Genomic DNA, 25,083 nt, shown 5'->3' with positions numbered 1-25,083 from the left:
TGTTGTAACTTTCTGAATAACAAAGTCTAATTGGATAAGATATGATTTTAATAGTGTAATATATATTAGATTGTTGTAGATATGAAAGATATATTATAGAAGAAATACAAGGTAGCAATAGAGGGAAGAGATATGAAAGTTAAATTATGATAATGTTGTAGAACAAAAAAAATATAGATAGTGAAAAATAAGTAGTGTTATAAGAGTAAAATAGCTAAAGATATAATATGGATGAAAGCTAAACTATACAAATAGTGAAGAATAACAAAATATAGATAGTGAAGAATAAGTAGTGTTATAAGAGTAAAATAGTTAAAAATTAAAAATAGATAGATGTTAAATTATACTAAGATAACAGCATATAAAAGTCAAATTATATAGTAAATAAATTATATAGACATGTGAATTTTAAAAATTAGACTATTTAGACTATATAAATGTTGTTATGTCTAAACAAAGAAACATATGTAGCATAATTGTGATTTTAGAATTTAAGTTGAAAAGGAATAATTTTATGGATAATAACAGATTAAAAGAATTTTGTAACCTCATAGGATTAAAGTGTGTAGGAATAGCTGGAGTAGATAAGTATGAAAATCTGAGAGAGATACTTGAAAATAGACAGAAAAAAGACTATTTAACAGGTATGGAAGAAACCATAATTGAAAATAGAATTAATCCTAGAAATATAATGGAAGATGCTAATTCTATAATAGTGTGTGCTTTTCCATACCATATAAATAGACAAGAAAAGAATAAAAATTCAAATTTATCAAAATATTGTCATGGAAAGGACTATCATATTGTAGTAAAAGATTTTTTACAACAAATTTGTGATTATATTTCCAAAAATGTAGAAGGTTTTAAATATAAGATATTTGCTGATAATGGACCATTAGTTGACAGATATTTAGCTTATTTATCAGGTATTGGATATTTTGGAATAAATAATAATATTATAACTGATGAATATGGTTCTTATATATTTATTGGATATATAGTAAATAATTATAAGTTTGAAGAAGATAAACCACTAGAAAAAAGCTGTTTTAAATGTGGAAAGTGTGTAAAATATTGTCCGGGAAATGCTATATTGGGAAATTATGATATGAATCCTAAAAAATGCTTATCATATATAACTCAAAAAAAGGGAGATTTGTCAGAGGAAGAAAAGTATGTTTTAAAGAAAAGTAAAAAGATATTTGGGTGCGATATTTGTCAAGAAGTATGTCCTCATAATATTGAAATACCAACAACTCACATCTTGGAATTTAAGGAAGATATAATAGACTATTTGGATTATGATGAGATACAAAATATATCAAATAAAGAATTTAAGAGGAGATATGGAGATAGAGCTTTTAGCTGGAGGGGTAAAAATATAATAAAGAGAAATATGGAAATAATTTTAGATAAGTATGATGACTAATAATAAGAGTCTATTTCATATACTTTAATGTGTATTTACTTTAACACTTATGGTGTAAAAGTCATATTATATCATTAAAGTTAAATATGAGGAGGTGGGGGAATATTGAAATATAATAATACATCTGAAATAAGTCCACTAGATAGTATATTGGGTCAAGAAAGAGCAGTAGAAGCTATGGAGTTAGGTTTAAAGATAAATAATCCAGCCTACAACATATACCTAGCTGGGGAATCTGGAACAGGTAAAAGTACTTATGCCTTAAAGGTTTTAAATGAATATGCATCTAAAAAAAGTACACATAAAGATTGGTGCTATATATATAATTTTGAAAACCCTAGAGAACCTATGATAGTTGAATTAGAAAAAGGGTTTGGAAGAGAACTTAAGAAAGATATGGAAAAGTTAGTAGAAAGTCTTTTAGAAGATTTTAAAAATGCATTTGAAAGTGAAGATTTTGAAATAGAGAAAAATAAACTTTTGGATGAATATGAAATAGAAAAAGATATGTTACTAAAGCAGATTAAAAAATATGGAGAAGAAAAAGGATTTAAACTAAAACAAAGTAAAATGGGAATAGTTTTCATACCTTTGAAGGAAGATGAAGAAGAAAGTGATATATCAGATGAAGAGTTTTATAAGGCTAAAAGAGAACTCGAAAACATGGCAATACAAGTTGTATATAAAATTAGAAACTTGGAAGAAAAAGCTGAAAAGGCTGTGTTAGAGCTTGAAGAAGAGATAGCTAAGCTTGTAGTAGAACCTCATATTAAAACGTTGTGCGAAAAATATGAATGTTATGAAAAAATTCAACTTTACTTAGAAAATATAAAAAAAGATATCATAGAATACATGTATTTATTTTACTTAGATGAAGAAGAATTGAAAGATAAGTATGATAAAGAACACTTTATAAAGTATAAAATTAATTTATTTGTAGATAATGGAGGTTCGAAAAAGAAGGAATCAGCACCTGTCATAGTAGAGATAAATCCAAGCCCATCAAACCTATTTGGAAAGGCAGAATATGATTATGCAAACGGAAATATAAAGACTGATTTTACAAAATTATTATCAGGAGCATTTCATAGAGCTAATGGCGGATATTTGGTGCTTTATGCAGACCAGTTATTAAAGTATACTATGTCTTGGGAAATTCTTAAAAAGACGTTGCAAACAAAAAAAGTGATTTTGGAAACACAGACAGCAATTAAACCAGAAAATATGCCCTTAGATGTCAAAGTGATATTGATAGGAAGTCATTATATATATGATATTTTATATAGATATGAAGAAGATTTTGGAAAATATTTTAAAATATTTGTAGATTTTGATAGCGAAATGGATAAGAATAAAAATAATGAAGATGGAATAGCTAGATTTATAGCATATCAATGCAATAAAAATGGCTTAAAACATTTTACAAAAGATGCAGTTGACGAAGTTGTTAAGTTTAGCACTAAATTGTCTGGTGATTTAGAGAAGCTATCAACTAAGTTTAATAAAATAATGGAAGTTATAATAGAAGGAAGTGCATATGCAGAATTTAGAAGTTCCAATTATACAGAGCGAGATGATATTAAAAAAGCAATAAGTGAAAAGAAAAAGCGTATTAATAGAGTAGAGACACACATGGATGAATCAATTGAAAATGGTTTTACTCTAATAGAAACAGAAGGGAAAAAAGTTGGAGTAATAAATGGGCTATCAGTTTTAAGTACAGGAGAATATTCTTTTGGTAGGGCTTCAAGGATTACAGCAACTACTAGTCCAGGAAGCAATGGTATAGTAAATATAGAAAGAGAAGTAAATATGAGTGGCTCAATACATAATAAAGGAGTGCTTATATTAGGGGGATATCTTTCTGAAAACTTTGCACAGGATTTATTGATGTCATTAAATGCATATATTTGTTTTGAGCAAAATTATGGAGGTATAGATGGGGATAGTGCATCTTCTGCGGAGTTATATGTATTGTTATCATCTCTTAGTGGTGTAGCAATTAAGCAAAATATTGCAGTTACAGGCTCTATAAATCAAAAGGGAGATATACAAGTAGTTGGTGGAATAAGTGAAAAAGTAGAGGGATTTTATTCTATATGTAAAACTAAAGGCTTAAACAATGAACAGGGTGTAATAATTCCTAAAAAAAATCAGAGAAATCTTGTTTTATCAGATGAAGTTAATGATGCTATAAAAGATGGAAAATTTAAAATATATACAGTTGAAAGAGTAGAAGAAGCTATAGAGATATTGACAGATGTCAAATTTGAAGAAATAAAAAAATTGGTCAAAGAAAAACTACTATCTTTTAGTAAGATACAAATTGAGGCAAAAGAATAAGTTTATAATAGAATTTAATGGGTATTTATATGTATAATAAAAAGCAGGAACTTTAATAAGTTTTTGCTTTTTTTGTGAAATATCTGTAGAGTAAGTTTTGTTTTGTATGTTGATGTTTATTTTTTGTTGATATGATTAAACTATATATAAATAATGTTTTATAAATTGGTATTTTAAGGGGGATAACTATGAAAAGTGTAAATAAGAAAGATATAAGTAAGAATGATGTAAATAAAATTGAAACTCAAAAAGAAGTAGATGAAATAATTGATGAAAAAGATATAGAAAATTTTGTAGATATTAAGGATAATAAAAAAAGTGTCAAAGTTAGCAAAAAAGATGCTCAAAAAAGTGAAAAAGATAGTAAATTAAAAGATAATAAATCTAGTAAAAATATACAAAAAGTGAGTAATAAGAAAGCTAAAAGTAAATCTGTGGATAAGAAAGAATCTAAAAACGAAAAAGATGTAAATAAAATTTTAGATGAATTAGAAAAATTGTATCCAGATGCTACATGTGAACTAAATTATGGGACAGCCTTTGAACTTTTAATAGCAACTATATTATCCGCTCAATGTACTGATGTAAGAGTAAATAAAGTTACAGCGGAATTGTTTAAGAAGTACAATACAGCAAGAGATTTTGCAGATTTAAGTATTGAAGAAATTAGTAAAGAGATAAAAAGTTGTGGTCTTTATAAAAGTAAGGCTCAAAAAATAAAAGCTACATCTGAACAGTTGTGTGAATTATATAATGGTGAGGTACCAGATACTTTAGAAAAGCTTGTAAAACTTCCTGGTGTTGGGAGAAAGACAGCAGGCGTTGTTCTTAGTAATGCCTTTAATCATCCAGCAATAGCAGTAGATACACATGTATTTAGAGTCAGTAATAGAATTGGAATAGTAGATGAGCCAAACCCTCAAAAAACAGAATTTGCACTTATGGAAGCCATACCAAAAGAAAGATGGTCACACTCACATCATGTATTAATTTTTCATGGAAGAAGAATGTGTAAAGCTAGAAATCCAGAGTGTGAAAACTGTCCAATAAAAGATGATTGTAATTATTATCAAGAACTTAAAGGAATGAAATAACTTTTCTAAAGTAAGTTGTACAAGAGTGATTTTCTGATATAATAATACTTATGAAAATGTTAGATAGAAAACTATTATATATAATAAAATAAAAATTATTATTAACATTATTATATATGATAGTATAATATTATTGTTATTCTGTTTATAAAATAAAGTTTAGTAAACAAGAACGATATTTAGGAGGATAAAAATGTCATTAAATATAGTATTAGTAGAACCAGAAATACCTCAAAATACAGGAAATATAATAAGAACTTGTGCAGCAACAGGTTCAACTTTGCATTTAGTAAAACCATTAGGTTTTTCATTGGATGATAAGCACTTAAAAAGATGTGGTCTTGACTATTGGGATATAGCTGATATACAATATTACGATAGCTTTGAAGAATTACAAGAAAAATATCCAAACAGTAGATACTTTTTTTCTACAACAAAGGCTAAACAATCGCATTCAGATGTAAAATATGAAGAAAATTGTTTTATAGTATTTGGGAAAGAAACAAAGGGATTACCAGAGTCTTTGTTGAAAGCAAATATGGATACTTGTATTAGAGTACCTATGTTAGATGTTGAAAAAGCTAGGTCATTAAATTTATCAAATTCAGTAGCTATAGTAGTATATGAGGCTTTAAGACAAATAGGATACCCTAATATGAGGTAGTTTAAATAATCCTAAATTAGAAAGGAGCATACTTAATGAAAAATCTAAAGATAATCTGTGACAGTTTATCGGACGTGCCAAAAGATTTGTTAGATAAATATGATATAGATATTGTTTCATTAACAGTTATATTAGAAGAAAAAGAATACAAGGATAGGATTGATATATCTGGAGATGAATTTTATAAAAAACTTAGAGAAGAAAATGCATATCCAAAAACTTCTCAAGCTACTTATGCCCAATTTAAGGAAGTTTTTGAAAAATACACGAGTGAAGGTAGAGCAATACTTTATATAGCTGGTTCGGCTACAGCTACAGGAACATATCAAAGTGCTGTAATGGCGAAGAATGATGTAGAAGGTGAAATATATACATATGATTCTAACTTACTTTGTATGGGAACTGGTCTGCTTGTAATAAAAGCAGGAGAGCTTGCAAGTGAAGGAAAATCTATTAATGAAATATTACCTGTTTTAGATGAATTAAAAGAAAAAGCTTTTGTTATATTTTCAGTGGATACATTGGAGTACTTACAAAAGGGAGGAAGAATATCATCTACTAAGGCGGCAATAGGAAGTATATTAAATATAAAACCTATTCTTGAAATAAAAGGAGGGTTAGTCTCACAATTATCTCAAGTAAGAGGTAAGAAGAATGTAATTTCTAAGATGATGGACTTGATAAAATCGAATTGTGGGGATGATTTATCAGACCAAGTTATATATATAGGATATAGTGATGACATTAAGGAAAAAGAACAATTGTCTAAAGTTATAGAGGATGAATTGAGACCTAAGGAAATTAAATTTTTCCAAATTGGTGTGTGTATAGGTGCACATGCTGGTCCTGGTGTAACTGGAATTATATGTCTAAAAAATAAATAACAATTTTTTATATTGGGATTATTTATTTTTTTATTAATTTATGATAAGATATGTTAAACATTGATACACTAGATATGATTTGTTTTAGATAGAATTAAGTGTTGATATATTAAGTTTAGTTTTTAGGGAAGTGTGTAAATAGATAGAAATCTATTACACACTTTTTTATGGTAAGTTTATTGAAAAAATTAAATAAATACTTGCAAATGAGGTATAACAAATCAGTAAATAGTATGTAAAAGTAAATAGTATGTAAAAGTAAATAGTATGTAAAAGTAAATAGTATGTAAAAGTAAATAGTATGTAAAAGTAAATAGTATGTAAAAGTAAATAGTATGTAAAAGTAAATAGTATGTAAAAATGTCACAAAAATATAAGGAGTGGATTTTGATGCGTTTAAAAAAATTGTTGGTATTAATGTTAACTGTAGCAATGACTGCTGGAATGTTAGTTGGATGTAGCAGTAATTCAAGTAATAATTCTAATTCTAATCAAGATAATAAAAATAAGCTAAGTAACAAAGAAAATTCAAAAAAATCTGTATCTATGATATTAGATATTGAAGGGTCAAATAATGGAGTCATGAATAATTCAGCTTTGTTAGCGTTAGATACTGCACAAAAAAATCTTAACATAGATACAAATAAAGTGGAATCAGAGGATTCATCAACTTTTTCTAATAGCATAGATATTTTATGTAATGATAATACTGACTTGATTATAGCTGTTGGTTCTAGATTTGCAAAGCCTCTAGAAAAGATAGCCAAGAAATACCCAAAGCAACAGTTTGCCATTGTAGATTATGAGTATGACAAACAACCATCTAATATAACTTCAATTTCTTTTGAGGATAATAAGACTGGATATTTGGCTGGATTAGTTGCTGGAAAGATGACAGAAACAGATAAGGTTGGTTTTATAGGTGGAGTAGAGGGTTCTAGTAGAAATAAATTTGAATCTGGCTTTAAAGAAGGTGTTAAATTTTCTAATAGCAATATAAAAGATATTTCAGTTGAGTATGTAGATATTTTTAAAGATAGTAAATCTGCTGAATCTGTTGCTAAAAAAATGATGGATAGTGGAGTAGATATTATTTTTTCTAATACTGAAGATGATTCAAAGAGTGTAATAAATATGGTTAGAGCAAAGAATAAAAAAGTGATAGCAATTAATAAAGATCAGCATGAGTTGGCTCCAGAAAATGTTATAAGTTCTATTGTAAAGGACTTTGAAAAACCTACTTATGACTTAATACAAAGCTTTGTAAAAGGAGATTATAAGGGTGGTAAAGTTATAGAAAATACAATGAAGTCTGGAAGTACTGGACTTGCTCAAAATAGTTCTCAAAATATTCCTCCTGATGTGTTAGAATATGTAAATAAGAACAATAAATAATTTATAGAGACTTCATGTTCTATGTCAGGGAGTGAGTTTTGTGAAAATAAAAAGGATATTGATGTTTTGTTTTGTCATGCTCTTTACAGTTTTTATACTATTTATCTGTAATTTTGATTTTGGATTTAATAGAGTAAATAATAATTCTAATATAAATAATAATAAGTCTAAACAAAGTGAATCTAAGAATGTGTCAACTTTGTCTGATAAAGATAAGTCAAATAGTGAAAGTAGCAATGATGAGGATGAATTGGAAGATGATTCTTATGTAAGAAAAACTGTTGGAGTATTGTTAGATACTGAAAATTTAGGTAATGAATCGTATAATAATAATGTACTGTCAGCTTTAAAAAGAGCTGATGAGGATTTTGATATTAGAGAGAAGATTGAAAGACCAAAGACTTTTAATGACTTTGCAAATAGCATAGAAAAATTATATAAATATGAACCAGACTTGATAATAGCAGTTGGAGCTAGATTTGCAGAAACGATTAAACAAGCTGCTACAAAATATCCAAAACAGCAATTTGCAATAGTTGATTATAATTATAAGGTTCAACCAGCTAATGTAATTTCTGTATCATTTCAAGATAATTCCACTGGATATTTGGCAGGTCTTATTGCAGGAAAAATGACTGACACTGGTAAAGTAGGATTTATAGGAGGGGTTGAAGGCTCTAGTAGAGACAAATATGAATCTGGATTTAGAAAAGGTCTTAAAACTTCAAATAAAAATGCTGATTTATTGGTAAAGTATGCAAATGTATTTGAAAATCCTGAGTCAGCTAGAACTATTGCAAAAGAAATGAGAGATTCTGATAGAGATGTTGTATTTTCAGCCACAGAGGATGATGGGAAAAGAGCTATTCAGGTAGCTAGAGAAAATGGTGGTAAAGTTATAGCTATTAATAAAGACCAATATGATATGGCTCCAGATAATGTAATAAGTTCGATTGTAAAGGATGTAGAACAACCTGTTTATGAATTGATACAGAATGTTGTAAAGGATGGTTTTAAGGGAAGTAAAGTCATAGAGTTTAAGATAAAAGATGGAGAAATTGGACTTACTCCAAATAGCAATAGAAACATACCACCAGATGTTTTGGAATATGTAAAAAAAGAGTACAATAAGGTGAAAAGTACATACTAATTATTGCTGAAGATATATATAGTATTTGTGTAGAATGTTATAATTATCTATAGAGGAGTTGATACATATGGAAGACAAAATTTTGCAATTTCTAGACAAAATGCAAAACAGTATTAACGACAGATTTGATAAATTAGAAAACAGATTAGATAAGGTGGATACAAGACTAGATAAAGTAGATGCTAGATTTAATGGAATAGACTCTAGATTAGATAAGATAGAAAATAATCTAGTAGAAATTAAAAAAGATTTAAAAGACACAAAGGTAGAATTAGAATATACAGAAAAACATGTTGTAGCTGTTAAAGGAGACACACAAGAGATAAAAAGAGACTTAAATAAAATTGAAATAGTAACAGCAAGCAATTGGAACGATATAGCTAAATTAAAATCAATTAGATGATAGAGTAGAGTTTTTATAAAAATTTATCAAAAAAAACATTAATTAATTTAGATTAATTACATAAAAGTCCAATAATAAGTGTGTAAGTAGAAAAAATCTACTGCACACTTTATTTATATTCAAATAAAAAATTTATCAAAAAAAATAAAAAGGAGTAAAAAATGGAATTTACAAGAGAGCCATTTATACTAGATGACGATTTGTGTCTAGCTTTGGTGGACAAAAGAATTAGTTATCTAATGGAAAATGAATTAAAATTAAGAAATATAGAAATAATAAAAACAATAGAATGTAAAGAATTATATGAAAGTATAAAATATCACCCAGATATATGTATTTGTAATTTAGGAAAAGGAGATATAATTGTTGCGCCGAATGTATATAATCAATACAAAGAGTTATTAAGTAAACATAAATTTAATATAATTAAGGGAGAAGCTAATTTATCAAATAAATATCCTTATGATATACCTTACAATATTGCTATAGTTGGTGATTATGCCATACACAATTTTAAGTACACTGACAGAGCGATATTAGATTATATTGAAAATAATAAACTTAAAAAGATAAATATAGAGCAGGGCTATTCTAAATGCTCAATCTGTATAGTAGATAGAACATCTATAATAACATCAGATAAAGGTATTTGGAAAAGCATGAAGAATACAGAAATAGAGTGTTTATTAATAGAAAAAGGTCATATAAATTTATTTGAGATGAATTATGGATTTATAGGTGGATGTACAGGGTTAATTTCTAAGGATAAACTAGCTTTTTGTGGAGATGTTAAAAAACATCCTGACTATGAACGTATAAAAAGTTTTATAGAAAGTAAAAACAAGGAGATAGTTACACTTAGTAGTGAAAATTTACTCGATATAGGTTCTATAGTTCCTCTCATGACGAGAAAGGAGCGATAACTTTGGTTGAGAAGGATAATATTTCTTCTATGAAATTTTTGAGGAATAATAATGTAAACGATAGATTAATATATACAAATGACATTGTAGAAGTCGTAATTGATTCTGCAAAGCAAGAAGTATTAAATAAGAAGATACTTAATGGTACTAAAACTGAACAAAGAGCTCTAAATATTGATGAAATATCTACAGAAATAACTAGTATGATAATAAGTATAATGAAAGAGAAACTTTTAAAAGAATACATTCTAAAATGCTATGGGCGTACATATCCTGAAGATAAAAATAATATATACATATATTCACTAAACATATTTGCTAAAAAAGAGATTTTTATGAGAGAAACAGTATTTACAAGGGTTAGGAACTATATAGAGGAAAATGATTTTATAAATGTCGAAGGTTTTATTAGATTTAGAATGAGAGAATTTATGAAATATATTTCTGCTATAGGTGATATTGCAGTTGAAGAGTATTTAATAAAAAGAGACCAAGATGAGTTTATAAGAGTTTTAAAATATTTTATAGATACTCAAGAAGAAAAGATAGATTTACTTAAAGTTCATATAATGGAAGATAATACATTTATTTTATACGATAAAAATGGAAATAAAATAGACAGTATAGATGATGAAGAAATTATAAATATGGTCATAAGAGAAAATTTAAATTATGAGGACTTTTTAATAAGTACCTTATTAACTTTATGCCCTAAGAAGATAGAAATATTAGATTTATTAAATAACAATTGCTCAAAGGAAATCATAGATACAGTAGAAGCAATTTTTGAAAATAAAGTTAGTATAATTATGGAAAATTAGAATTGAAAGATATAATTTAAGATTTGAAAAGATAGTTAAAAATAAAAATATACTCAAATTACAGATGAATCAGAGTTAAAAGATAGTAAAATACAACTAAAATAATAAAAATAAAAATTAGAAATCAAAAAATTCTTTTGAAATCGACACGAAAGACTTATAATTGTATATAAAGCTATAATATAACTAGAGTTATTAAAGATAAAATATAGCTAACAAATATACAATTGATAAGGAGAAGTTTTATAATGGATAATTTAATTAGGATACTAATATTAGCTGTTATTGGTGGATTTATAGGTTATGTCACAAATGTAGTTGCTATAAGACTGATATTTAGACCAATAGTACCTATTAAGATACCTATTTTAAATATAGAGATAGTAGGTCTTATACCAAAGAGAAGAGCAGAAATAGCAGCAAATGTAGGTGAAATAATTCAAAACGAATTTCTTTCAATGGACGAAATACTTGCAAATATCATTACTGACGAAGATAAGGAAGAAGTTGTAAGATACATAAAAGCAAGGGTGAAAATTATCATACATGAGAAAGTTTCATTTATACCAAGCAGTATAAAGAACATGATTCAGGACTATTTAGGAGATATAATTGAATCTGAAGTGAAACAGAGCATAGATGAATTGAGCAAAAATATAATAAATAAAGCAAATGAGCGTATAGATATACAAAAAATGGTCGAAGATAAGATTAATGAACTAGATTTATATGAACTAGAAGAAATAATCATAAGAATAGCTAAAAATGAATTAAAACATATAGAAATCTTAGGTCTTGTATTAGGTTTCTTAATAGGTATAGTTCAAGGATTAGTGACTATATTTATCTAGTTATATCTATCATGCATGTAGATATGCTTTAAAAATTTAAAATTAGTGAAAATATTATAATATTACTATAAATCAAAAGATTAAATTAATATAAAATATAAGAATATTAGTTTAAAATTGATTGAGATGAAAAATAATGGGTAATTAATATATTACATTAATGTTGATTGATGTATGACTATCTGTTATAATGAAAATATATCAAAAATTATAGTGTTGAAGAGGAAGAGTAGAGTGGAAACCATTCACAGAGAATCTGGGTCTATGGCTGAAAACCCATGTAATAGGTCTATTTGAAAACTACCTTGGAGCTGAGCTTATTAGCAATATTTGTTTTACACGATTTGTGAAAGTGCTCGGGTGACTACCTTATAGTCATCAAGAGGGTTGTATATATTTGTATACACCAACTTGGGTGGAACCGCGAATTAATATCGTCCCAAATATATTTGGGGCGATTTTTTATTACAAAAAATTTAAAAATTATCTCAATAAGGAGGAAAAAACAATGATTAAAGTTGCTTTAAAAGATGGTTCAATAAAAGAATTTGAAAATGCTCTTTCTGTTATGGATGTGGCTAAATCCATTAGTGAAGGATTAGCTAGAAATGTGGTAGCAGCATCTGTGAACGGAGAGGTTGTAGGTCTGGACCACATGATAGATAGTGATTGTGATTTAAACTTATTTAAATTTGAAGATAAAGAAGGAAAAGACGTTTTTAGACATACATCAGCACATATGTTAGCTCAAGCTATAAAGAGACTTTACCCAGAAGCAAAACTTGCTATAGGGCCAAGTATAGAGAATGGATTCTATTATGATATAGATTTAGAACATAGATTAGTTCCAGAAGACTTGGAAAAAATAGAAGCTGAAATGAAAAAAATAGCTAAAGAAGATTTAAAAATAGAAAGATTTGAACTTCCTAGAAATGAAGCTTTAGAACTTATGAAAGAACAAGGAGAAGATTATAAGGTAGAGCTTATATCTGATTTACCTGAAAGTGAAATAATATCTTTCTACAAACAAGGTGATTTTACTGATTTATGTAGAGGACCACATTTACCATCTACTAAAAAGGTTAAAGCTGTTAAATTACAAAGTGTAGCAGGTGCATACTGGCGTGGTGACGAAAAAAATAAAATGCTTCAAAGAATCTATGGAACTTCTTTTGAAAAAAATAAAGATTTAGAAGAGTACCTACACTTATTAGAAGAAGCTAAAAAAAGAGACCATAGAAAATTAGGTAAAGAATTAGGTTTATTTATGATACCTGATGAAGGTCCTGGATTCCCTATGTTCTTACCAAAAGGAATGGAACTTAAAAATGAATTATTAAAATTCTGGAGAGAAATACACAGAAAAGCTGGATATATTGAAATAGAATCTCCAATTATATTAAACAGAAAATTATGGGAGACTTCAGGTCACTGGTATCATTACAAAGAGAATATGTATACAGTTAAAATAGATGACGAGGATTATGCTATAAAACCTATGAACTGTCCTGGTGGATTAATTTACTACAATTCTCAATTACACTCATATAGAGATTTCCCAATGAGAGTTGCAGAACTTGGTAGAGTTCATAGACATGAGTTATCTGGAGCATTACAAGGATTAATGAGAGTTAGAGCATTTACTCAAGATGATTCACATATATTCATGTTACCAGAACAAATCAAAGATGAAATAAAAGGTGTAGCTAATCTAATAGATGGTATTTACAAGACTTTTGGATTTGAATACAATCTAGAATTATCTACAAGACCAGAAAATTCTATGGGAAGCGAAGAAGAGTGGGAAGCAGCTGAAAATGGATTAAGAGAAGCTTTAGAAGAGTTAGGTCTACCATATACTATAAATGAAGGTGATGGGGCATTCTATGGTCCTAAGATAGACTTCCATTTAAGAGACTGTTTAGGAAGAACTTGGCAATGTGGTACTATCCAATTAGATATGCAACTTCCAAGACAATTTGATAATACTTATATTGGACAAGATGGTGAGAAACATAGACCAGTTATGATTCATAGAGTTGCTTTTGGTAGTATAGAGAGATTTATAGGTATATTAATTGAACATTATGCTGGCAAATTCCCAGTTTGGTTATCTCCAACTCAAGTTAAGATACTTCCTATATCTGATAAGTTTATGGATTATGCTAATGAAGTTAAAAAAGTATTATTTGATAAAGGTATAAGAGTTGAATTAGATGATAGAGCTGAAAAAATTGGATTTAAAATAAGAGAAGCTCAACTTGAAAAAGTTCCTTATATGTTAGTAGTAGGTGAAAAAGAAGTAGCTGAAAATAATGTTTCTGTAAGATCAAGAGATAAAGGTGAAATAGGCAGTATTAAATTAGATGAGTTTATAGCTAGTATTTCAAAAGAAATTGAGTCAAGAGAAAGTGTTATTCAAAACTAATATATAAAATAAAGTTAATTGATATATAAAATGTTAACTTGTGTATAGATAGATATTTTCTGTATAGATAAGTATCTTGTGAATAAATAATTATAATTAGAGGCACATTTAGTCATATTTTTTATGATAATGTGCCTCTAATTTTTGCTTATAAGATATAAAGATTTATCTTTGTGTAATTTATATAACTTTTTAATGTATATTATCTTTATGTAGTTTATACAAAGCTTTAATATCGCTATTTTTTGTTAGTTATTTTTTATAATATTTAAATCGGCACTTGTAGTATCCACATACATCTTTGCAGTCCCATTTTTATAAACATATGAATCGCCATCCTGAAGTAATTTAAAACTACTATTTAAATTACCAGAGACCTTACTAAAATCTAAGGTAAATCCTGAATTCTCAGGAATATACAAATCAATATCACCAGAAGTAGTATCACATTTGAAAGAAGACAACATTGCACTTGAATTAATTTTTATATCTCCACTAGTTGTCTCAGATTTGATATTGGAAAATTTACCCTCTATATTAACTTTACCAGAAGTTGATTCGCATATAAGATTCTTATTGTCCATATTTTCTAAATCTATATCTCCACTTGTTGTATTTATCTTCAAATCGTCAGTTTTACCAGAAAGTTGAATTTTACCAGATACTGAATTACAGGTAACACTTTTACTATCAAGTTTTTTTATGTTGATATTGCTACTAGTTGTCTCTAAAGTCATTTTGTCAATCTTACCATACATTTCTATATTACCTGAAACTGATTCAATATACGCCATGTTACTTTTAAGATAAGTACTATATATATCTGCTGAAGTAGTAGATACATTTATATTGTTATATAATTTTTCAGGTAAATATAGTTCAAGTACTGTTGATTTTGGAAGTCCAATTCCAATGAAGAATTTTTTTGCAGAATTATCAATGATAGAAAGGGTATTACCATCAACCTTTATTTTTGCAATCTTTTTCCTTGAAAAATTAGAAGGAGCTTTTTGAATTAATTTGATTTTATTAGAATCACTCTTTAAAACTCTAACTTCACCTGAAATCCAGTCAACATCAATATTATTTATTTTATTTGAAAAACTCTCACTTTTAACAGTTATATACTTATCATAATTTTTATTAGAGGATAAAAAACTTTCATTTTTAACTGAACCTTTAATCAAATCTTTGACATCATATTTAGATGAAGTAATAGTATTTGTAAGGAAAATAATAAATATTATAGAAAATACTATAGCCACAATACTCCAAACAATAATTTTTATTTTTAAAAATTTTTTATTCATATTTATCATCATCCTCCGCGTCTTTTAATTGTAGTACACCTTCGACTATATGAATTCCCGCAGCACCTATTATGAATATTATCCATGAAAAGCTCCAAGCATCAAAACATATATTAACAATTAAAAAAATGCCAACTATTATCATCCAATATGCACTCATAAATGATTTATAAGCAAGATTTGTACTTTTAGTTTTTACTCTCCATTCTTTGAATTCTTCTACAATAGTATCATCAGATGGACTATAGTTTTGCTTTGTCATTCCATTGTATACTAATAGACCTGTTCCAACTGATATTAATATAAACATTGGAAGACTAGCCAGAGTTGGTTGGATACCCAAGTTTACAATTAAAACAGCAGTTAAAAATGGACTTATTATAAAAAGAGCAATTGCTATTGATACTCTCAAAGCTCTTTTTTTTCTTTCTTCAATTAATTCAGAAGACATAAAATATGGTTCTTTAACACTTTCAATTAATTCAGATAAATCTCCAATCCCAGATATTACTGAATTATATGCTTCTTGCTTTGACTTACCATTTTGTATTTGGTCGCTGTATTTTTCTTTTAGATTTTCGAATAGTTCATCTTTAAGTTCTTTGACCTTTCTTGTTTCTTTAACTTCTGTAAAGCTTTGTTCAATATAATCATGTATTTTATCTAACATATTTTCACCTCCTAAATTAATGTGTCTATTAACAATTTTGTATTATCCCATTCTTCACGGCTTTTTTTATATTTTTCTCTACCTTCGCTTGTTATAGAATAATATTTTCTTCTAGCACCAGTAGCCTCATCACCCCAATAAGATGTTATTGCACCAGATTGTTCAAGTCTACGAAAGGCTGTGTATAAAGTTGCTTCTTTTAACTCATACAAGCCTTGTGTTTTTTCTAATATAGATTTATTAATCTCATAACCATAGCTATCTTTTTCAAGTAAATGCTTTAAGATAATTGTTTCTGTATGACCTCTTATCATATCAGATGCGATTTTCATAAACATCACCTCCGTTTAAGTATATAATACTTTTATATACCTCGCCTGTCAATGTATTTCGTGTGATAAAATTTATTTTATTATAATTCTTACAGTTTTATATCGTTTTAGGAGAGAATTACATACTAAATCATATGAAAAACGTACTTTTATAGTTATTTATAGAGAAATGATGTTGTTATTAAATTGGAAGAAGGAAGAATGCTTAAATATATTAGCATATGTAATGATATTATTAAAAAATAAAATAAAATTCAATTTATTTAGGATAATTCTATCAAGGTATTTACTACAGGTGTAGAGTCGTATATAATTAAGTTATATGGAAAATTTTAAAAATTAAATTATTAATACACTAGGAGAAAATATTATGATAAAGTCAAATTTGTTTTGGAATATTTTCATTGCTATGTCTTTTATCATAGAATGGTTTGTTTGTAAAAAAATACTAGATTACACAAGTATACAAAAAATTTCCAATAAAAGAATAAATCTTTACATGATAGGTATTATTATTTTTGCTAATATATTTTATTTCTTTGACGTAATTCCAAATATAAGAGTAATTATATCTGTGATGATTATGATTGCATTTTACAAAATTTCATATAGAGTAAGGCTTACAAAAGCTATACTAATATCTTTAATGTATTGGATGTTGTTAATGGGTATAGATGCTTTGAGCATGTCTTTAACAATTTGGATTAATTCAATAGATGATATGAGCCAAATGTTAACAGAAAATATATATAGAATTGAGTCAATTGTATCTGGAAAGACAATTTTGCTTTTAATTTTATTTTTATATAAGACATTAAAAATAAAATTGAATATAGAAATAAATAAAAAGACATTAACATATGTAATTATACCTATAATTGCCAATATAGCGTCTTTCTTTGCTATTTTTGAATACATATTTAATCCTAAAACTAGTGGTAGTTTAATACATAATTATCAATTACTTATAATCTCTATCATGTTACTTCTATCAAGTATTATCTTGATTTTAGTTGCTAAAAAATTACAAGAGTATAATGCATTAATAGCAGAAAATAATATGATTAAAAACGTTTTACATAATAAAAATGAATATTATGAGGATATAGAAAAGAAACATTTAAAAACTAGATTATTAAGTCATGATATGAAAAATCATATCTTATGTATAAAAACTATGGTTAAAAAAGGTATTGATGTTACTTCATATTTAGATGACTTACAGATGGAGATTCAAAGTAATGATATTTTATTTAATACTGGTAATTTTATCTTAGATGCTATATTGAGTGAGAAGAAAGAAGTTTGTGATAAAAATAATATAGAACTTAAAATAGGAATAAATTTTGGTCACTGTGAAGCTATTGAATTAATAGATGTATGTCATATATTTTCAAATATCTTAGATAATGCAATTGAAGCATGTAAAAAAATTGAGGAGGGGAGTAAAGTAATTTGTGTTAAAGGTGATGTTTTACAAAATTTTTATCTTATAAGAGTGGAAAACACTAAAGTAAATGAAATTATCACAAAGAACGGACAAATTGTAACAGATAAAAAAGATGCACTTCATGGTCTAGGAATAAAAAGTATAAAAAATTCTGTAAATAAATATGGAGGAAACGTTGTAATTGAATATGATGATAAAAAATTTGTAGTTAAGATTGCTATACCACTTAGGAATGTAAAAAAAGCAATTAATATATAATTTGATGTGTCATGAGTAAATAATATAATTTTATAAAGATAATAGACTTAATTATTACCTATAAGAATCTATTTAAATTAGTGTGTTATATAGTAAATCATACATATAGTGAGCTATGCATATAGTGTGTTGTACATATAGTGAGTCGTACATAGAATGAGTTTTAAAATATAAAGTCTGAGATTTAGAGGTAATGTGGCTGGAAGTAGATAACAGGGGTGGAATCAGTAGACAAAATAACATAAAAAAGAAGTTGCATCGAAAGGAGAAAAACTCTTTAGAGATGTAACTTCTATTGCAACTAAAGTTATGTTATATTGATAAAATCAACAAAACATTTGTATCAACGTAACTGCTTATTAGTGAAACTATTAAATTGATAAATACATAATCAGATACTCTATATAAATAAAGTTGTTCTAGTATTTAATTTGGTTTTATTATACTTACTTTATATGTATGATAGCCTATATTTCCATTTCTGGAATTAGGCTTCTCATAGCCTCTATAGTTGTTTGTATAAGTTTGTCAAGTTCCCAATCAAGCATTTCTGCACCACTTCTTATAACATCTCTAGAACAGCCAGCAGCAAAAGATTTATCTTTAAATTTCTTTTTAACAGACTTTAATTCTAAATCAGATACACTTTTTGAAGGACGCATTATTGCAGCAGCACCAATTAATCCAGTAAGTTCATCTACAGCAAATAAAACTTTTTCCATAAATTGCTCTGGTTTAACGTCTGAGCCAGTCAATCCATATCCATGACTTACAGTAGAATCAATTATTGATTTATCTAAATCAAGTTCAGTCATTAATTCTCTTTGCTTAACACAATGTTCTTCAGGATACATCTCAAAGTCTAAGTCATGTAAAAGTCCAACGATTTCCCAAAATTCTACTCTTTCAGGGTCGTATTCTTTTGCATAATATCTCATAACACCAGATACAATTTGAGCGTGTCTTATATGAAATTCTTCCTTATTGTATTTTTTTAAGATTTCCCATGCTTGCTCTAAATTTGGCATGTAACTCATTACTATCACTCCTCTAGCTGAATATTTTGAATTTTTATAAAGCTTATTTTTCATTGATTATATCAATCAATTTCCAATACGTCAACACACTAATGCATAATTTTGCATTTAAATTCAGAAATTAGTGAAAATTAAAATTTTATCAGTATATATGACACATTCATATATTATGCTACAGTCGTATAGTTTTGTATATTTTGTAAAATTAAGACTAAAATCAAACATCATAATGTATCTATGAATATAAATATTCTGCTTATATTATTTGTAAAAAATACAATTAGAATATAATAAAATCTCTATTTGCTGTACTTAGCACTTTTGTCTTTTAATATTATTTTTGAAATAATTGCTATAAAGAATATAACTATACCAACTCCTATGATAATAATGTAAACTCTATCTGATAATAAATCAAAAAGTTTACCATATATGACCTGACCAAGAGGCATTGCAGCAGCTGTTCCTGCAAAAAGTATCGCCATTACTTTTCCTAACAGTTCATTTGGAGTTTCTAATTGAGTTATTGTTATGGCAAATATTGAAATAATTGTTGTCATGAAAAATATTAACATAGAGGATATTACAAGAATTAAAAATGGTGCTACCAACCCTGTTTGTAGTATAGATGGATATACCGAAAATGCCATTGGAATAAACATTAGTGCACATACACAAAGGTATATATATAAATTACTAATTTTTATATGTTTAGAGAACATGCCAATACTTATAGCAGCTACTAGTGAACTAAATGATATTGCTCCCTGTGCAGTACCATATAAGGTATCATTAGCACCCATTGTTATTTTTATTATATATGGTATACCTACAATTATCATTGAAGTTAAAAAGAGGTTTAATGCCATTGCTATAAACAATATTTTTAATAGAGTAGGATTTTCTTTACATATATGGACAACACCATCTTTTATATCATTAAAGATAGACTTTATGATATTATCAGACTGTTCTTGTTTAACAAAAGGCATCTGAATAAACATTTCCATAATAGCTGATAAAAAGAAGCTTATACAACTGATAATTACAATAGCATTAACTCCAAGAATTCCATATAAAACACCACCTAGTACAGGTCCAGCGATATTTGTAAGAGATGCAACTCCAGCTACGACACCATTTGCATTCATTAAATTTTTACTATCAACTAGGATAGGTGTACTCGACTGAACAGTGGGTTGATACATCGTACTTATTATTGAAAGTATAGTCATGATAATTCCTACAATCAGTATTGAACCTTTATTGTTAAATAAAAATAATGCTAAGACTAGAACAGTTAAACTACTTGAAAAATCAAAAATAACCATTAAATTTCTTTTATTAAATTTATCTGCAATAGCTCCACCAATAGGGGAACATATTATAATTGGAATTGAAGATACTGCAAGTATCGTAGCAAATATTCCTGCTTTTCCTGTCATATCAAGTATGTACAAGGATAAAGCGAATTTAAGTATTGAGGCACCAAACAGCGAAATTATTTGACCTAATACCATTAAGTTGAAGTTTTTGTTGAAAGTATTTAGTGATTTTGTCATATATACACCTACCTATCTAAGATTATTAAAACATTTATAATAATTGTTATAACAGCAATTACTACTAGAAGTTTTCTTTTTATTTTAATTCCTAACACTATTAAAAATATAGCAAACATTATAGATAGAGTAGAGTAGAAAGGCATAAGTTCACTACTAGGGTCTACAAGTTTTGTATGTATGTTTAATTTTTCATTTATTTTATATATAATATCGTTTAGTTTTTGTATTAGTTCAATCATATGGACTCTCCCAAAAGAATTTTAAAGGAATTTTAGCAGAAAAACAAAATTTATTATTTTTGCTGTGTAATTCACTTAATTTGTCTATTTAATTTATTTTATAGTTAACTATTCTACTAGTTACATATTCTACATAATCATTTATTTTACTTATATAATCTAGTAAAATTAGCACATCATATTATTCAAATATATCATCTACAAGATTCTCTATCATGAAATCGAATACTTCAAAATAGTTATATCCAATATCTTCTTTTAACAATAGACTTGATAATAGAGCATTACAAACACCAAAGGCTTTTTCTTTATCTATTTTTAGTTTAAAATCATACTTTTCAATTAAATCATAGAAGCTTTGTATATTGTTATGTTCAAGCTTTGAAACCATGTCTTTAGGTAATTTGTTTAAAAAAGCAATAGAATCATGATCTCTGGGAGCATATAAAAATGGATTTTTATCATATAAGCGATATAACATCTTTAAAGATGCTACAAATCCTTCTTTTGTAGGCATACTATTCAAGATTTCGTATAGTGATGATATAAGTCTATTTTGAATTCCATTTAATACTTCAAAAAATAACTTTTCTTTTGAATCAAAAAATGTGTAGAAAGAGCCTTTTGCAATTCCTGCCTTTGAACAAAGCTCATCAATATTAGTTTTTTTATATCCATATTTAGACCAGTGGTTTTCACATTCTAAAATTAATCTTTCTCTTATATTGTTTTTTTCAACTTCTGTAAAGCTTTTAGCCATATTTATCAATCCTTTCCATAAGTATGTATATGTATGACTTAAAATATTTTTTTAGTCATACATATATAGTATTGTCCATTTATGAATTTGTCAAGTATGACTTTGTTAACAAACAACGGTTTTTTGCTACAATCTGCAAGTAGTATTATAGTAGAGGCAATTATATGAAAAGAGCCAATAGCCATAAGGAATGCCCTTATAGGTTATTGGTTCTATGTATGTGCATTTGATAACTGGCATATTTAATTGTTTTACAGGGGCATACTTTAGCACATAATCCGCAAGAAATACAATCATCCCAAACTGTAAAATATTTATCATTGCCTGGACAGTTCTTTATATAACGCTCCATTATTTTATGAAAAAGTGTGTTTACTAAAAAATTGGATTTTGGATAGCTTTTTATTTTTTTTCGTGATGTTTCTTTTTTAAAACAGAATAGTGTTCTGTTTAAATTATATCACATAGGTAGATTAGGGTCAATAATTAACCAAATAATGTTCTTTTAATTGTGTAATATGTTCTATTATGGTTGACATTATGATATGTGTAATTATATCTTGCAAGAAACTCAAGCATGAAATGATGAGGAATTATTTAAAATAAAAATACATTAAAATAAGTACTTAAACTACAGAGACATATTAAAAAATAGATATTTAAATTAAAAAGCTACTTCTAATTAAAACGGTATTTAAAATACAAAAAATAAGGATTACAAATTTTTTTTTAAAGGTAAACGTTTATGAGAAAAAGAAATGTTTACATAACAAATAAATGGCTATAATTTAAATACATAATGTTATATCAGAGAGAGGAATAAAAATATGTTTAATGAACTTAAAACCGAAGAAAATGTATATAAAAATTTAATAAATGGGAAATGGGTAGAATCCAATTCAAAAAAACCAATAGAAATTTACTCACCAATAGATAACTCACTTGTTGGAAAAGTACAATCTATGACAAAGCATGAAGTAGATGAAGCTATTAAAAATACAAAAGAAAGTATAAAGGTATGGGCTGATATGCCTGTATACAAGAGGGCTAATATATTTCATAAAGCAGCTGACTTATTGCTAGAAAATATGGATGAAATAGCTAATATATTGGTACTTGAAATAGCTAAAGATATAAAATCTGCAAGAGCAGAAGTTGAAAGAACAGCAGATTTTTTGAGATACACAGCAGATGTAGGAAAGAATATGGAAGGTGAGGCTATTAGTGGTGACAATTTCCCTGGTGGAACACGTAATAAGATGTCTTATGTTTCAAGAGTTCCGTTGGGTACTGTTTTAGCTATATCTCCATTTAATTATCCTGTAAATTTATCAATGTCAAAAATTGCACCAGCACTTATTGGTGGAAATGCAGTTGTCCTAAAACCTGCTACACAAGGAGCTATTAGTGCACTTCATTTAGTAGAAATTATGAGAAAGGCTGGTATACCAGATGGTGTACTCAACACAATTACAGGTAGAGGTAGTGAAATAGGAGATTATGTTGTAACTCATAAGGGAATCAACTTTATAAATTTCACTGGTAGTACTGAAGTTGGTCAACATATATCTAAAATATCTAAAATGGTTCCGTTATTATTGGAACTTGGTGGAAAAGATGCTGCTATTGTATTAGAAGATGCCGACTTGGATTTTGCAGCTAAAAACATAGTAGCTGGAGCTTACTCATATTCAGGTCAAAGATGTACGGCAGTAAAGAGAATTTTGGTTCAAGATAGTGTGGCTGATAAGCTAGTTGAAAAAATAAAACCGTTAGTAGAGAAGTTAACAGTTGGGAATCCAATGGATGAAGTAGTTATTACACCTCTTATAGATAACAAATCAACTGATTTTGTTCAAGGATTAGTGGATGATGCATTGCATAAAGGGGCTAAATTAATAACAGGTAATGTTAGAAAAAATAATTTATTTTATCCAACATTATTGGATAATGTAAGTGTTGATATGAAAATTGCTTGGGAGGAACCTTTTGGACCAGTACTTCCAATTATAAGAATTAAAGATATAAATGAAGCAATTGAGATTGCTAATCAATCAGAGTATGGGCTTCAATCATCAGTATTTACAAGTGATATTGATAAGGCTTTTTATATAGCTGATAAGCTTGAGGTTGGTACTGTTCAAATAAATAATAAGACTGAGAGGGGACCAGACCACTTCCCATTTTTAGGGGTAAAGGCATCTGGAATGGGAACTCAAGGCGTTAAGTATTCAATTGAGGCTATGACTAGACCTAAGGCAGTAGTAGTAAATGTTAAGGGTCTGTAGATTATACTAGTAATATTGGATAGAGTGGAGAAATTAATTTTTTCCACTTTATATTTTGATTTTTAAAGCTTTATATAGCTCTAGAAAATAATGAAGTTTTAATCAGGATATAGATTTTGTATAAATTATATAGATATAAAAAAGGTTCACTCTAATTAGGGTGAACCTTTTTTCTCCTCTTTTTAGAGAAAGAACTAAAACTAATCAAGATATTGCAGTAGGGCAATATTTAATATAAATATCATAATAATCTTCAATATGGATTTGCATGAAAAGAATAAGTATTATATGAATTATTAATGTCAAAATAATTATATTTGTTAGTATATTTCCATTTCTAACTTTTTTATTTAGCTTGAATTCATCAACTTTATTTTTCATAGATATCTGTGATAAATTTTGTCTATGAGATGTTAGAGTGTGGTTACACTTGGGGCATATAGTTGTAGTATCGTCAAACTCTAAATCACAGTTTTTGCAATACATAAGCTATGACTTCTTACCCATGTCCATATCTGAAGATTTTGCACACATATCATATGAATTTGCTGTTGTTGCTACAAAAAAAGTAGTTGCTAGTGTTAAACTTAATACCTTTGATTTAGTTTTTTTCATTTGTTTTCCACCTAAAAATATATTTAATTAAAGTTATAAAATTCTTGAAATTATAACTAGAATTCAATGTTTTTATCTGTGCTATTATGATTCGAATAAGAGTTATATAAAAAGATTAGATGATTAATTTAAGAGTGGTAATTTAATGAATTTTATTCTATATAAGTAGTATAT

At 27.3% G+C, this 25,083-nt stretch carries 23 protein-coding genes and 1 other annotated feature; of the genes, 14 read left to right on the top strand and 9 right to left on the bottom strand.

All coding sequences use genetic code 11. The features are described 5' to 3' along the window. Positions 1 to 514 precede the first annotated feature (514 nt). From queG to thrS, 12 genes are all read left to right on the top strand, one after another. Entirely contained in the window at positions 515 to 1,429 is a 915-nt protein-coding gene (gene queG / locus JJC01_17565; protein UDN57945.1) for a tRNA epoxyqueuosine(34) reductase QueG, read from the top strand. 105 nt (positions 1,430 to 1,534) lie between these two features. Next, the gene (locus tag JJC01_17560) at positions 1,535 to 3,772 is read left to right on the top strand and encodes an AAA family ATPase (GenBank protein ID UDN57944.1); all 2,238 of its coding nucleotides are present in this window, start codon (positions 1,535 to 1,537) and stop codon (positions 3,770 to 3,772) included. A 434-nt stretch (positions 3,773 to 4,206) separates the two neighbouring features. Beyond that, positions 4,207 to 4,866 (top strand): endonuclease III, encoded by a 660-nt coding sequence (gene nth / locus JJC01_17555; protein ID UDN60211.1) that lies wholly within the window; start codon positions 4,207 to 4,209, stop codon positions 4,864 to 4,866. Between the two features lie 193 nt (positions 4,867 to 5,059). Then, positions 5,060 to 5,530 (top strand): tRNA (uridine(34)/cytosine(34)/5-carboxymethylaminomethyluridine(34)-2'-O)-methyltransferase TrmL, encoded by a 471-nt coding sequence (gene trmL / locus JJC01_17550; protein ID UDN57943.1) that lies wholly within the window; start codon positions 5,060 to 5,062, stop codon positions 5,528 to 5,530. A gap of 35 nt (positions 5,531 to 5,565) precedes the next feature. Continuing rightward, positions 5,566 to 6,414, top strand: a complete 849-nt coding sequence (locus JJC01_17545; GenBank protein ID UDN57942.1) for a DegV family protein — start codon at positions 5,566 to 5,568, stop codon at positions 6,412 to 6,414. Between the two features lie 390 nt (positions 6,415 to 6,804). Continuing rightward, entirely contained in the window at positions 6,805 to 7,809 is a 1,005-nt protein-coding gene (locus JJC01_17540; GenBank protein ID UDN57941.1) for a BMP family ABC transporter substrate-binding protein, read from the top strand. A gap of 61 nt (positions 7,810 to 7,870) precedes the next feature. After that, positions 7,871 to 8,959 carry a BMP family ABC transporter substrate-binding protein gene (locus tag JJC01_17535; protein UDN60210.1) on the top strand — a complete coding sequence of 363 codons (1,089 nt, stop codon included), beginning with the start codon at positions 7,871 to 7,873 and terminating at the stop codon, positions 8,957 to 8,959. Between the two features lie 67 nt (positions 8,960 to 9,026). Beyond that, positions 9,027 to 9,362, top strand: coding sequence for a hypothetical protein (locus tag JJC01_17530; protein ID UDN57940.1), 336 nt, complete (start codon positions 9,027 to 9,029; stop codon positions 9,360 to 9,362). A gap of 161 nt (positions 9,363 to 9,523) precedes the next feature. Next, complete coding sequence (locus JJC01_17525) at positions 9,524 to 10,285, top strand: hypothetical protein (GenBank protein UDN57939.1); 762 nt, start codon at positions 9,524 to 9,526, stop codon at positions 10,283 to 10,285. Positions 10,286 to 10,287: 2 nt separating this feature from the next. Beyond that, positions 10,288 to 11,106: a putative sporulation protein YtxC gene (locus JJC01_17520; protein ID UDN57938.1), complete on the top strand. Its 819-nt coding sequence runs from the start codon at positions 10,288 to 10,290 to the stop codon at positions 11,104 to 11,106. A 248-nt stretch (positions 11,107 to 11,354) separates the two neighbouring features. Next, complete coding sequence (locus JJC01_17515) at positions 11,355 to 11,957, top strand: DUF445 family protein (GenBank protein ID UDN57937.1); 603 nt, start codon at positions 11,355 to 11,357, stop codon at positions 11,955 to 11,957. A 207-nt stretch (positions 11,958 to 12,164) separates the two neighbouring features. After that, positions 12,165 to 12,402 (top strand) — a binding site (T-box leader). Between the two features lie 63 nt (positions 12,403 to 12,465). After that, complete coding sequence (thrS, locus tag JJC01_17510; GenBank protein ID UDN57936.1) at positions 12,466 to 14,385, top strand: threonine--tRNA ligase; 1,920 nt, start codon at positions 12,466 to 12,468, stop codon at positions 14,383 to 14,385. A 248-nt stretch (positions 14,386 to 14,633) separates the two neighbouring features. Here the strand turns inward: thrS and JJC01_17505 are convergent, their stop codons facing one another. The 3 genes from JJC01_17505 to JJC01_17495 are packed head-to-tail and all read right to left on the bottom strand — an operon-like array spanning position 14,634 to position 16,697. After that, positions 14,634 to 15,695: a DUF4097 family beta strand repeat protein gene (locus JJC01_17505; protein ID UDN57935.1), complete on the bottom strand. Its 1,062-nt coding sequence runs from the start codon at positions 15,693 to 15,695 to the stop codon at positions 14,634 to 14,636. Then, positions 15,688 to 16,365, bottom strand: coding sequence for a hypothetical protein (locus tag JJC01_17500; GenBank protein UDN57934.1), 678 nt, complete (start codon positions 16,363 to 16,365; stop codon positions 15,688 to 15,690). Before JJC01_17500 ends, JJC01_17505 begins: the two co-directional genes overlap by 8 nt. An 11-nt stretch (positions 16,366 to 16,376) precedes the next feature. After that, positions 16,377 to 16,697: a helix-turn-helix transcriptional regulator gene (locus tag JJC01_17495; GenBank protein ID UDN57933.1), complete on the bottom strand. Its 321-nt coding sequence runs from the start codon at positions 16,695 to 16,697 to the stop codon at positions 16,377 to 16,379. 370 nt (positions 16,698 to 17,067) lie between these two features. On the opposite strand from JJC01_17495, the gene JJC01_17490 reads away from it, so the two are divergent. Beyond that, positions 17,068 to 18,405, top strand: coding sequence for a GHKL domain-containing protein (locus JJC01_17490; GenBank protein UDN57932.1), 1,338 nt, complete (start codon positions 17,068 to 17,070; stop codon positions 18,403 to 18,405). 467 nt (positions 18,406 to 18,872) lie between these two features. On the opposite strand, the gene JJC01_17485 is transcribed toward JJC01_17490, so the two are convergent. From JJC01_17485 to JJC01_17465, 5 genes are all read right to left on the bottom strand, one after another. Then, positions 18,873 to 19,442, bottom strand: coding sequence for a hydrolase (locus JJC01_17485; GenBank protein ID UDN57931.1), 570 nt, complete (start codon positions 19,440 to 19,442; stop codon positions 18,873 to 18,875). Between the two features lie 299 nt (positions 19,443 to 19,741). Then, positions 19,742 to 21,004, bottom strand: a complete 1,263-nt coding sequence (locus JJC01_17480; GenBank protein UDN57930.1) for an MFS transporter — start codon at positions 21,002 to 21,004, stop codon at positions 19,742 to 19,744. 8 nt (positions 21,005 to 21,012) lie between these two features. Then, entirely contained in the window at positions 21,013 to 21,246 is a 234-nt protein-coding gene (locus JJC01_17475; GenBank protein UDN57929.1) for a hypothetical protein, read from the bottom strand. A gap of 181 nt (positions 21,247 to 21,427) precedes the next feature. After that, positions 21,428 to 22,006 carry a TetR/AcrR family transcriptional regulator gene (locus JJC01_17470; GenBank protein UDN57928.1) on the bottom strand — a complete coding sequence of 193 codons (579 nt, stop codon included), beginning with the start codon at positions 22,004 to 22,006 and terminating at the stop codon, positions 21,428 to 21,430. A 196-nt stretch (positions 22,007 to 22,202) separates the two neighbouring features. Continuing rightward, positions 22,203 to 22,358, bottom strand: a complete 156-nt coding sequence (locus JJC01_17465) for a 4Fe-4S binding protein (protein ID UDN57927.1) — start codon at positions 22,356 to 22,358, stop codon at positions 22,203 to 22,205. Between the two features lie 475 nt (positions 22,359 to 22,833). Here JJC01_17465 and JJC01_17460 point away from each other — a divergent pair, with 475 nt between their 5' ends. Then, positions 22,834 to 24,294 (top strand): NADP-dependent glyceraldehyde-3-phosphate dehydrogenase, encoded by a 1,461-nt coding sequence (locus tag JJC01_17460; protein UDN57926.1) that lies wholly within the window; start codon positions 22,834 to 22,836, stop codon positions 24,292 to 24,294. A gap of 204 nt (positions 24,295 to 24,498) precedes the next feature. On the opposite strand, the gene JJC01_17455 is transcribed toward JJC01_17460, so the two are convergent. Next, positions 24,499 to 24,780, bottom strand: coding sequence for a hypothetical protein (locus tag JJC01_17455; protein ID UDN57925.1), 282 nt, complete (start codon positions 24,778 to 24,780; stop codon positions 24,499 to 24,501). Positions 24,781 to 25,083: the final 303 nt, after the last annotated feature.

The sequence above is a fragment of the Clostridioides sp. ES-S-0010-02 genome (genome assembly GCA_020641055.1).
In the GTDB taxonomy this organism is placed as follows: Bacteria; Bacillota; Clostridia; order Peptostreptococcales; family Peptostreptococcaceae; genus Clostridioides.
Note: the sequence above shows the minus strand (reverse complement) of the source record. Positions and strands in the feature narration are given on the sequence as shown.